The organism is Caulobacter sp. (genome assembly GCF_035254145.1).
Taxonomy (GTDB): domain Bacteria; phylum Pseudomonadota; class Alphaproteobacteria; order Caulobacterales; family Caulobacteraceae; genus Caulobacter.
Genome location: NZ_DATFAV010000079.1, coordinates 1 through 8,859, shown reverse-complemented (window position 1 = coordinate 8,859; position 8,859 = coordinate 1). Strand labels below are relative to the sequence as shown.

General features: G+C 68.1%; 13 protein-coding genes. 4 read left to right on the top strand and 9 right to left on the bottom strand.

The features are described from left to right. Positions 1 to 13: 13 nt before the first annotated feature. A complete protein-coding gene (locus VJ655_RS04320) occupies positions 14 to 139 on the top strand; it encodes a type II toxin-antitoxin system CcdA family antitoxin (protein WP_324109836.1) in 126 nt (41 codons plus the stop codon). Continuing rightward, positions 140 to 448 (top strand): CcdB family protein, encoded by a 309-nt coding sequence (locus tag VJ655_RS04315; RefSeq protein ID WP_324109834.1) that lies wholly within the window; start codon positions 140 to 142, stop codon positions 446 to 448. It abuts the gene before it with no gap. Here VJ655_RS04315 and VJ655_RS04310 read toward each other — a convergent pair. Genes VJ655_RS04310 through VJ655_RS04300 form a run of 3 tightly spaced genes read right to left on the bottom strand, consistent with a single transcriptional unit; the run spans position 445 to position 2,172 of the window. Beyond that, positions 445 to 843, bottom strand: coding sequence for a YccF domain-containing protein (locus VJ655_RS04310; RefSeq protein ID WP_324109833.1), 399 nt, complete (start codon positions 841 to 843; stop codon positions 445 to 447). The genes VJ655_RS04315 and VJ655_RS04310 overlap by 4 nt on opposite strands. Before the next feature lie 4 nt (positions 844 to 847). Next, positions 848 to 1,162, bottom strand: coding sequence for a cupin (locus VJ655_RS04305; protein WP_324109832.1), 315 nt, complete (start codon positions 1,160 to 1,162; stop codon positions 848 to 850). After that, positions 1,162 to 2,172, bottom strand: coding sequence for a polyprenyl synthetase family protein (locus tag VJ655_RS04300; protein ID WP_324109835.1), 1,011 nt, complete (start codon positions 2,170 to 2,172; stop codon positions 1,162 to 1,164). Before VJ655_RS04300 ends, VJ655_RS04305 begins: the two co-directional genes overlap by 1 nt. 101 nt (positions 2,173 to 2,273) lie before the next feature. Between VJ655_RS04300 and VJ655_RS04295 the strand changes: the two genes are divergently transcribed. Then, positions 2,274 to 3,017 carry a tRNA1(Val) (adenine(37)-N6)-methyltransferase gene (locus VJ655_RS04295; RefSeq protein WP_324109831.1) on the top strand — a complete coding sequence of 248 codons (744 nt, stop codon included), beginning with the start codon at positions 2,274 to 2,276 and terminating at the stop codon, positions 3,015 to 3,017. Between the two features lie 14 nt (positions 3,018 to 3,031). On the opposite strand, the gene VJ655_RS04290 is transcribed toward VJ655_RS04295, so the two are convergent. Together VJ655_RS04290 and VJ655_RS04285 are read right to left on the bottom strand one after the other, a co-directional pair. Further along, positions 3,032 to 4,168, bottom strand: a complete 1,137-nt coding sequence (locus VJ655_RS04290; RefSeq protein WP_324109830.1) for an acyltransferase — start codon at positions 4,166 to 4,168, stop codon at positions 3,032 to 3,034. A 139-nt stretch (positions 4,169 to 4,307) separates the two neighbouring features. After that, positions 4,308 to 4,868, bottom strand: coding sequence for a nucleoside 2-deoxyribosyltransferase (locus tag VJ655_RS04285; protein WP_324109829.1), 561 nt, complete (start codon positions 4,866 to 4,868; stop codon positions 4,308 to 4,310). Between the two features lie 68 nt (positions 4,869 to 4,936). Here VJ655_RS04285 and VJ655_RS04280 point away from each other — a divergent pair, with 68 nt between their 5' ends. Then, the gene (locus VJ655_RS04280) at positions 4,937 to 5,746 is read left to right on the top strand and encodes a CAP domain-containing protein (protein ID WP_324109828.1); all 810 of its coding nucleotides are present in this window, start codon (positions 4,937 to 4,939) and stop codon (positions 5,744 to 5,746) included. A 1-nt stretch (position 5,747) separates the two neighbouring features. On the opposite strand, the gene VJ655_RS04275 is transcribed toward VJ655_RS04280, so the two are convergent. The 4 genes from VJ655_RS04275 to VJ655_RS04260 all read right to left on the bottom strand — a co-directional run. After that, on the bottom strand, positions 5,748 to 6,329 hold the full coding sequence (locus tag VJ655_RS04275; protein WP_324109827.1) for a YceI family protein: 582 nt from the start codon (positions 6,327 to 6,329) through the stop codon (positions 5,748 to 5,750). 153 nt (positions 6,330 to 6,482) lie between these two features. Continuing rightward, positions 6,483 to 7,544, bottom strand: coding sequence for a ketol-acid reductoisomerase (gene ilvC / locus VJ655_RS04270; protein WP_324109826.1), 1,062 nt, complete (start codon positions 7,542 to 7,544; stop codon positions 6,483 to 6,485). 166 nt (positions 7,545 to 7,710) lie between these two features. Further along, positions 7,711 to 8,103 (bottom strand): VOC family protein, encoded by a 393-nt coding sequence (locus VJ655_RS04265; protein ID WP_324109825.1) that lies wholly within the window; start codon positions 8,101 to 8,103, stop codon positions 7,711 to 7,713. A gap of 92 nt (positions 8,104 to 8,195) precedes the next feature. Beyond that, positions 8,196 to 8,859, bottom strand: a 664-nt coding sequence (locus VJ655_RS04260; protein ID WP_324109824.1) for an RcnB family protein, incomplete at its 5' end; no start/stop codon positions are given.

Genomic DNA, 8,859 nt, shown 5'->3' with positions numbered 1-8,859 from the left:
GCATCTGCAAAAGGTGGATCCGGCCGGAGGCGAAGCGCGTGCGCGCCGTTGGGCCGAGGAGAACGCCGAGGCGATCGCGGAGCATAATCGCTTCATCGAGGAGCATGGCCTGCTCTCGGATCATCTACGGACCTGGTGAGTGCGCCAATTCGATCTGTATGAGAATCCGGTGTCGGCGATGCGGGAAGCCGTACCGCTCGTGGTCGTACTCTCGTCGCACCATGCCACAGGGCTGACGGAGGCAATCGTCGCGCCTGTCTTGAGGGGCAGAACGCTCCCCGTGAGCGCGTTTGAGATCCCGTTGAACCGCGATGAGGACATCCTGCTGATCAGCATGACCGGCATGACCGCGGTCCGCGAAACGGATCTTCGGCATCGCGTTGGCTCGGCGATCGCTTACGAAGACGCCATACGCCGCGCGCTCGATCGCCTGTTTACCGGCTTCTAGCGCCGCACGACCTCGCGGCCGATTGGGGCCAGGGCGATATGGGCCAGTTGCAGGTCCTTGATGGCGAACGGGATGCCGATGATCGTGACCGCTTCGGCGACCGCGACCAGGACGTGGCCAAGCGCCAGCCACCAGCCGGCCAGGACAAACCATACGACGTTCAGCAGGACGCCCAGCGGCCCCGTTCCCAGGTCGTGGCGGCCGGTCAGGATCTCGCGACTGACGATCTCCTTGCCGAATGGCCAGAAGGCGAAGCCGGCGATCCGCCAGGCCGCGCCGGCATAGGGCAGGCCTACGATGGTGATGGCCAGCAACACGCCGGCCAGCAGCCAGCCCAGCCCCGTCACCAGGCCGCCGCAGATGAACCAGAGGACGTTCAGAGCGAAGCGGATCATCCCGTCAGACGCTCCCCTTGCGTTCCACCACCAGGATGCGCGCCTCGCCGACCGGGTGGGCCACGTGTTCGTCGCCCACGTCCGCGAAGCAGGCGTCGCCGGCGTTCAGCCGCCGGACATGCTCCCCATCGGCGTCGCGGTAACGCATGTCGACCACGCCCGCGAGCACGACGAACGCCTCGGCGCCATCGTTGACGTGCCAGATGTAGGGCTTGTCGGTCCAGTGCACGCGGACGGTGGCGCCGTCCACCTCGCCCAGGTCCGTCGCCCCCCATGGCCGGTCCGCCGTGAACCTGTGGAGCGCGTCGTGGAAGCGCATCAGGCCCGCCGGCTGACGGCGAAGTCGGCCAGGCCCTCGAGCGCCTCGCGCCAGTCGTTCGCCGGGAAGATCGCCAAGGCCGCCTTGGCCTTGTCGGCGTAGTCGGCGGCCAGGTCGAGCGTGGCGTCGAGCGCGCCGGCCCCGATGATCAGCTCGCGCGCCCGGCGGAAGTCGGCCTCGGTCTGTTCGCGGCGACCGATGGCGCGCTCCCAGAATTCGGCCTCGCGCGGACCCGAGCGGGCGATGGCCAGCAACAGCGGCAGGGTCGCCTTGCCTTCGCGGAAGTCGTCGCCGGCGTTCTTGCCCAGGGTCTCGGTCGCGCCGCCGTAGTCGAGGGCGTCGTCCACCAGCTGGAAGGCCAGGCCCAGGTTGAGACCATAGGCCTTGAGAGCGTCGGTCCTGGCCGCGTCGACCCCGGCCGAGACCGCGCCGGCCTCGGAGGCCGCGGCGAACAGCTCGGCGGTCTTGGCCTGGATGATCTCCAGATAGATCACCTGCGAGAGATTCAGGTCGTGGCTGCGCATAAGCTGCATCACCTCGCCCTCGGCGATGACGCGGCTGGCCCGGGCCAGGATTTCCAGCGCCTTCATCGAGCTTGTTTCCACCATGAGCTCGAAGGCCCGGGCGAACAGGAAATCGCCCACGAGCACGCTTTGGGCCGCGCCCCAGATCAGATGCGCGGCGACCTTGCCCCGGCGCAACTGGCTGCCGTCGACCACGTCGTCGTGCAGCAGGGTCGCGGTGTGGATGAACTCGACGGCGGCCGCCAGCTTCAGGCAGTTGTCGTTATCGGAGCCCGCCAGGCGAGCGGCGGCGACCGTGAGCAGCGGCCGCAGGCGCTTGCCGCCGGCTGCGATCAGGTGCTCGGCCAGGGCCGGAATGATCGGCACGTCGCTCTGCATCCGGTCGGTGATCAGCCGATTCACGCCCGCCATGTCAGTCTCGGCGAGGCGCACGAGACGATCCACCGAACCCGGCTTACGGGTGAGGGTCGCTGCGGCTACGTCCAAAACCATGGTCTCCTTGCGGCTTCCCCCCGGGATCAACCGTTGCGAGGGACAATGGTGGCGGGATAGGTCACGGTCAAGGCGAGCACAAGGCCTAGAAAGCATTGGACGATCGGCAGGTGACGGAGGATCGAGTTCTGGGAGGCCGTGTGCGGCTGCGCCAGAAGGCCGACGGCTATAGGGCCGGCATGGACGCGGCCCTTCTGGCGGCGGCTTGCGACGCCATGCCCGGCCAACGGGTGCTGGAGCCGGGCTGTGGGGTCGGCGGCGCTCTGCTGGCGGCCGCGACTCGCCGGCCGGAGGCAATGTTCCAGGGCGTTGAGCGTGATTCCGTCGCCGCCGCCCTGGCCGACGAGAACGCGGCGCTGAATGGATTGTCGGACCGAGTCGCGATCGTCGAGGGCGACGTCGAAGCCGGCTTTAGGGCGCTGTCCCTGCCCGTCTTCGATGCGGTGATGGCCAATCCGCCCTTCTTCGACGACCCCGCCGCCCTGCGCGCGCCCTCCCCGGCCAAGAGCGGCGCGTGGATGGCGGACGGCGGCCTCAAGGCCTGGACTGGCTTCTGCCTGAAGGCGGTGCGCGAGGGCGGGACGATCACCCTCATCCATCGGGCCGACCGTTTGGCCGATATCCTGGCGCTGTTGGCGCCCAAGGCCGGTTCATTCAGGATCCGGCCCATCGCGCCCTTCGCGGACGCTCCGGCCAAGCGAGTGATCGTGCGAGCGGTCAAGACGGGCAAGGCCCCCCTGGTCCTGCTGCCCCCGCTGGTGCTGCACGACCGCGAAGGCGGCAAGCACTCGGCGCAGGCCGAGGCGATCCTGCGTGGAGACGCGGCTCTGGGCTGGTGAGGTCGGACGGCCCTCTAGCGGCTAAACAGCTGATGCCGCAGGCGTTGCACGGGCGCGACGACGCGTAGTGAGACCTCCGCCAGGAGGAAGCTCAGGACAGCGCCGCCCAGGGTCAGACCGATCTTGTAGGAAAGCGGTAGGTCGAGCGGCGCCCGACCGGACCAGGCGCCGCAGGCCAGGACGATCTCCATGTGCCAAAGATAGGCGCCGTACGAGAGCACGCCCAAGCGCCGGATCAGGGGCAGGTCGAGGACCGCGCCTCGAATCCAGACCCCGGCGGGGGTGAGATAGAGCCCGATGAAAAAGCCCATCAGGGCGAGCCCCTGAAGGCTGTAGCGCCAGGTGTAGCGGAAGACCTCATCCCGCCAGGCCAAGGAGAAGAGCAGCCCCGCCGCTCCCACCAGGCCAGCCGCGAGCGACAGCGCGGGCCGCCGCGACAGAAACTCCCCCGCCTGCTGGAACAGCAGGCTGGCCAGGCAGCCATAGGCGATCGAGTCGATCCGGGCCTCCGACGCCAGCGCCGTATAGGGCTGCGCCACGGTCTGCGAGAGGCCGAACGGCGCCCCCGCCGCATGGACATGGAAGCGCCAGGCCAGCGCGGCCACGCAAACTAGCGCCAGGACGGCGGCGAGCAGCCCGCGTCGGCGCCACGACGCCCACATCAGGAGCGGGAACGTCAGGTAGAAATGCTCCTCCACCGCGAGCGACCACAGGTGGGGCCATCGTGGCCCGGGCCCGCCGCCCGAAACCTCGTCATGAAGAACCAGATAGTTGGTGAAATAGCCAAGCGCGCCGGCGACGTCGATCGGTCGAACCCCGTGGTAGAGGAACAGGCCCACCGTCCCGCCGACCACGATCAGCAGAATGAGCTCGGGATAGAGCCGTATGATGCGGCGCATGTAGAACTTGCTGATCGAGATGGTCCCGTGGGCGCGAGCCTCCCGCGTCAGCAGGGTGGTGATCAGAAATCCGCTGATGAAGAAGAAGACCGTCACCCCCAGCCCGCCGGGGATCAGTTTCTCGAAGCCGAGATGTCCGACCAGAACCAGCAGCACGGCGACCGCGCGCAGGCCGTCCAGGCCGGAGATGTAGGCACCGGGCGCGAAGAGCGCGGCCGATCCGGCCTCCTGGCGCGAGGGATCAGAACTCACCGTAACCCATCCCCCTGGCGACGCCCCGACCGGTCGTATTGCCAAGCACGGTATAGGTCGAGCCTTAACGCCCGCTTTTTGGGTCGTCGCGAGGCGCGGCCGCGGTCGAGACTGCTCGCCGCCTCCGGCCTTTGCGGGCCTATTCCGCGTAAAGCGCCAGCGCCTCCAGGCACAGCTCCAGGCCAGTCAGGTCACGCTCGGGGTCGTGGGTCACGATCACGAAAAGCCGGCGAGCCTCGCCCCACAGCATGACGGTCTCGGGCAGGCCGTGGTCCTCGATCATGCAGCCGTCGCCGTCGCGCCAGACCCGGTTCTCGTCGAGGGTGGCGCCCAGCATTGTGTCGACCCGGGCCACATACTCGGCCTGGATCTCGCTGGTGACGTTCAGATAGGCGAAGATCGGCCGTCCGAGCCCAGCCAGGACACCAGCCTCGAACACGGCGGCGGTGTCGGCGGAGGGACCGCGAAACGGCGTCAGGTTGACGACGCCCGCATCGGCCTGGCGCAATTGCGCCATGCGCGCGGCGTAGAACTGACGGGCCTCCAGCTCGTCGCCGCCCTCGCCAGGCGGCATTCGCGCCGGGATCAGGGCCTCAAGGCCGGCGTCCAGGCACAGAGCTCTTTGGCGTGCGGCCTGGGCCTCGAAATCGGGAAGCCAGGCCTCGGGGCCGGCGAGCCATAGGGAACGGACGGGACGCATGCGCCTTACGTCTGGCTCGCGGCCTCCCATGTCAATGGGCGGCCGCGCAACGCCTTGTCGGAGACTGAATGAAGCCGATCGCGCGAAGAACCTTGTTGGCCGGCGGGGTGGCCCTGGCGACCACGTCCGCGGCCACCGCCGTCCAGGCGGCGGCGTCCCAGCCCTGGCTGGCCTATGATCGCCGCCTGCGCGGCCTGCTGGCCGATCCGCCCGGCGGGGATTTCGACCCGGATTTCGAGCAGACCCTGCTCGACCTCAACACCATCTTCCGGCGTCGCCAAGACCTGCCGGCCCTGGCCTGGGACGCGGGCCTGGCCAACGCCGCGCGCGCCCACGCCGCCGACATGGCCGTAACCGAGCGGTTCGACCACCTGACGCGGGAGGGCTTCTCTCCGGCGGGCCGCGTGGGCCTCCTGGCCCGCGACCTGATCGGCGCGCCGGCCGAGAACATCGCCATGCGTCTGAACGCCTCCGGTCCGGTGCGCCCCGACCAGATCATGAACCAGTGGCGCGACAGCCCCGGCCATCGCGCCAATCTACTGGCGCCCGGCTTCACCCATGTGGGCTACGGCGTGCTGCGCCAGGGACGGCGGGTGATCGCCGTAGGGGCCTACGCCGAGGTCGCCGCCCGCCTGGCCGGTCCCGCGCCTCTGCGCGTACGCAGCGCCGACGAGATCGCCCTGGCCCTCGCCAACGCCGCTCCGCCGATCAGGCAGTTCTCGGTCTCGGAGCCCGGCGGCGAGATCCTGACCGTGACCTATGTCGAGGGTCGCCCGCCCGGCGTTCTGCAACCCGGCGCCTGGCAGTTGCGGCCGCACCTGTCCTCGGGCGAACACCGCTGCCAGCTGGGCTGGGGGCCGGTGTTCGTCCTCGGTTAGACTACTGCGCCACCGCCAAGGTCTCGATGCGGATATTCACGGCGTCACCGATCATGCCGGCCGCGCCGGCGCTGCCGAACGCCTTGCGGCTGATCTGGCCGGTGATGGTGAAGCCGGCCTGTTTCTTCTGGTTGTTGGGCGCCGTGCCGATCTTGTTCAGCTTGACGTCCAGAACGGCCGGCTGGGTCACGCCCATGATCGTCAGGTCGCCAGTGACCTTGGCGGTTGTGTCGCCGGTCTTTTCGACCTTGGTCGACTTGAAGGTCATGGTCGGGTTCTTGGCCGCGTTCAGCCAGCGTTCGCCCTTCAGGTGCTCGTCGCGGGTCGCGTTGGCGGTCAGCAGGCTGTCGACATTGACGGTGGCCTCGACACGCGACTTTTCCGGCGCCGCCTCGTCCAGCCAGATCGTTCCTTCCGACTGGGCGAAGAGGCCGATCACGGAGGTGAAGCCGAAACGATCGATGACGAAGCTGGTCTCGGTGTGGGCCGGATCGAGCTTATAGGCGACCTCAGCGGCGAAGGCGGGGGCGGCGGCGGCGCTCAGAACCGCGCCAGCGGCCATGGCGGCGAGCAGTCGTTTCATGTCGTTCTCCCTCGTCCCAAGCGGAACCGCCGCAACTCTTCCGCGCGCGGGCCAGCCGCGCAAGCCACAAACGAAAAGCCCCCGGCCTTGGGAGGGCCGAGGGCTTCGCGGGATTTACGCTTTGGGTACTAGAGGTCTGAAAGCCCGAAAGCCTTAGTTCTTGGCCTGGTCGACCAGCTTGTTCTTGGCGATCCAGGGCATCATGCCGCGCAGACGACCGCCGACTTCCTCGATCTGGTGCTCGGCCGAGCGGCGACGGGTCGCCTTGAACGAGGGTTGGCCGACCTGGTTTTCCAGCATGAAGTCGCGCACGAACTTGCCCGACTGGATGTCTTCCAGCACGCGCTTCATCTCGGCCTTGGTTTCCGGCGTGATGATGCGCGGACCGGTGACGTACTCGCCGTACTCGGCGGTGTTCGAGATCGAGTAGTTCATGTTGGCGATGCCGCCCTCGTACATGAGGTCGACGATCAGCTTCAGCTCGTGCAGGCACTCGAAATAGGCCATTTCCGGCGCGTAGCCAGCTTCCACCAGCGTTTCGAAGCCAGCGCGGACCAGCTCGACCGTGCCGCCGCACAGGACCGCCTGCTCGCCGAACAGGTCGGTCTCGCACTCTTCGCGGAAGTTGGTCTCGATGATGCCCGAGCGGCCGCCGCCGATGGCCGAGGCGTAGGCCAGGCCGAGGTCGAGGGCGTTGCCGGTGGCGTTGTGGTGCACGGCGATCAGGCAGGGCACGCCGCCGCCCTTCTGGTACTCGCCGCGCACGGTGTGACCCGGGCCCTTCGGGGCGACCATCAGGACGTCGATGGTGTCCTTCGGCTCGATCAGGCCGAAGTGGACGTTCAGGCCGTGGGCGAACAGCAGGGCCGCGCCGTCACGGATGTTGGGGGCGATCTCGTTCTTGTAGATCGCGGCCTGATGCTCGTCGGGCGCCAGGATCATGATCAGGTCGGCCCAGGCGGCGGCTTCGGCCACCGTCATGACCTTCAGGCCCTCGCCCTCGGCCTTCTTGGCGGTCGGCGAGCCGGCGCGCAGGGCGACGGCCACGTTCTTGATGCCCGAGTCACGAAGGTTGAGGGCGTGGGCGTGGCCTTGGCTGCCATAGCCTACGATAGCGATCTTCCGGTCCAGGATGCGGGCGATGTCGGCGTCGCGGTCGTAGTAGACGCGCATGTTTTTTCTCCAGGACTGGTCAATCAAGGTCGCCCGACGCAACGGACGAGCGACGAAGGCCGGGCGTTTGAGCGTTTTTTTGCCGTTTCGTCAAGGTGAAGCCGACAGAACGCCGAAACGCCAAAGCCTTCGCGAACACGGTTTTAAAGGCTCGCACGGTCCTTCGCCATGTTCGTGCGCGCAAAAGGCGTCGCGACGGCGCGCGAGCTCAGCCTCGCAGCTCCAATCCGTTGCCGTCCGGATCCCTCAGATAGAGCGAGACAGAAAGGCCCGAAGCGCCATGACGCTCGCCCTCCTCCCCCAGGTCGACGCCCTTGGCGCGCAGCTCGGCCTTGACCCTCTCCAGGTCGAAGTTCTCGATGGCGAGGCAGAAGTGGTCGAGGTTGCGGCCCTCCTCGCCTGGCGCCGCGCCGCCCTTCCGACCCAGCTCGCCGTCGACCTCGACGAGGTCGATCAGGGAGGAGCCGGCGCGCAGCTGGGTCATGCCGATCTTGTCCTGCCGGCGCTCCAGAACGCAGCCGATGACATCCATGTAGAAGGCCTCGGCGACGGCGCGGTCGCGCACCCTGAGCACCACGTGGTCGATCCCGGTCGGCTTCATGAGCGTCCCCTTCAAGTCACGGCGATATCTAGGGAGCGGCGGCGTCAAAGGGAACGGGGCGGAGGATTGCTCCCCCGCCCCGTCGTCGTCATTCACCAGAAGAGATCGTACCAGACGCTCAGGACCTGGCCGCTCCAGACGTCGACCAGCACGGCGTTGTCGCCGACCCTCACCCACTCGCAGCCGATCGGCGGCTGGGGCAGGCCGTAGCGCCAGGCGTCGAGATAGTACGAACTGCCGTACCAGCCGCCCGGCAGATAGTCGCCGAACGACCAGCTGCGCACATACCAGCCGCGCGGATAGCGGTAGGCCGGCGCGCGGTAGCGCTGCGGCGCATGGAAGCTGGGACGATAGGTGTAGCGATCGTAGTGGGGCCGGCCACGATCACGATCGCGATAGCGGTCGCCCGACGGGCGGTGGTCGTTGCGGTCCCAGCCGCGATTGTCGTTCCAGCGATAATCGTTGCGGTCTCCGCCTCGGCCGTCGTTGTTCCAGCGGTTATCGTTACGGCCCCAATCGCGGTTATTGTCCCAGCGGTTGTTGTCGCGATCGCGGTCGCCGCGCCGGTCTTCGCCGCCACGGTTGCGGTCACGATCGCCATCGGGACGGACCGGTTGGGGTTGAGCCTGCGGCTGGGTCTGGGGCGGTTGCGGGCGTTCGCCCCCGCGATTCCAGCCGCTGTCGCCGCCCGGTCGGTTCCAGCCGCTGTCCGGCTGGCGCGGTCCGCCGCGATCACCACCGCGATCCTGCCAGCGT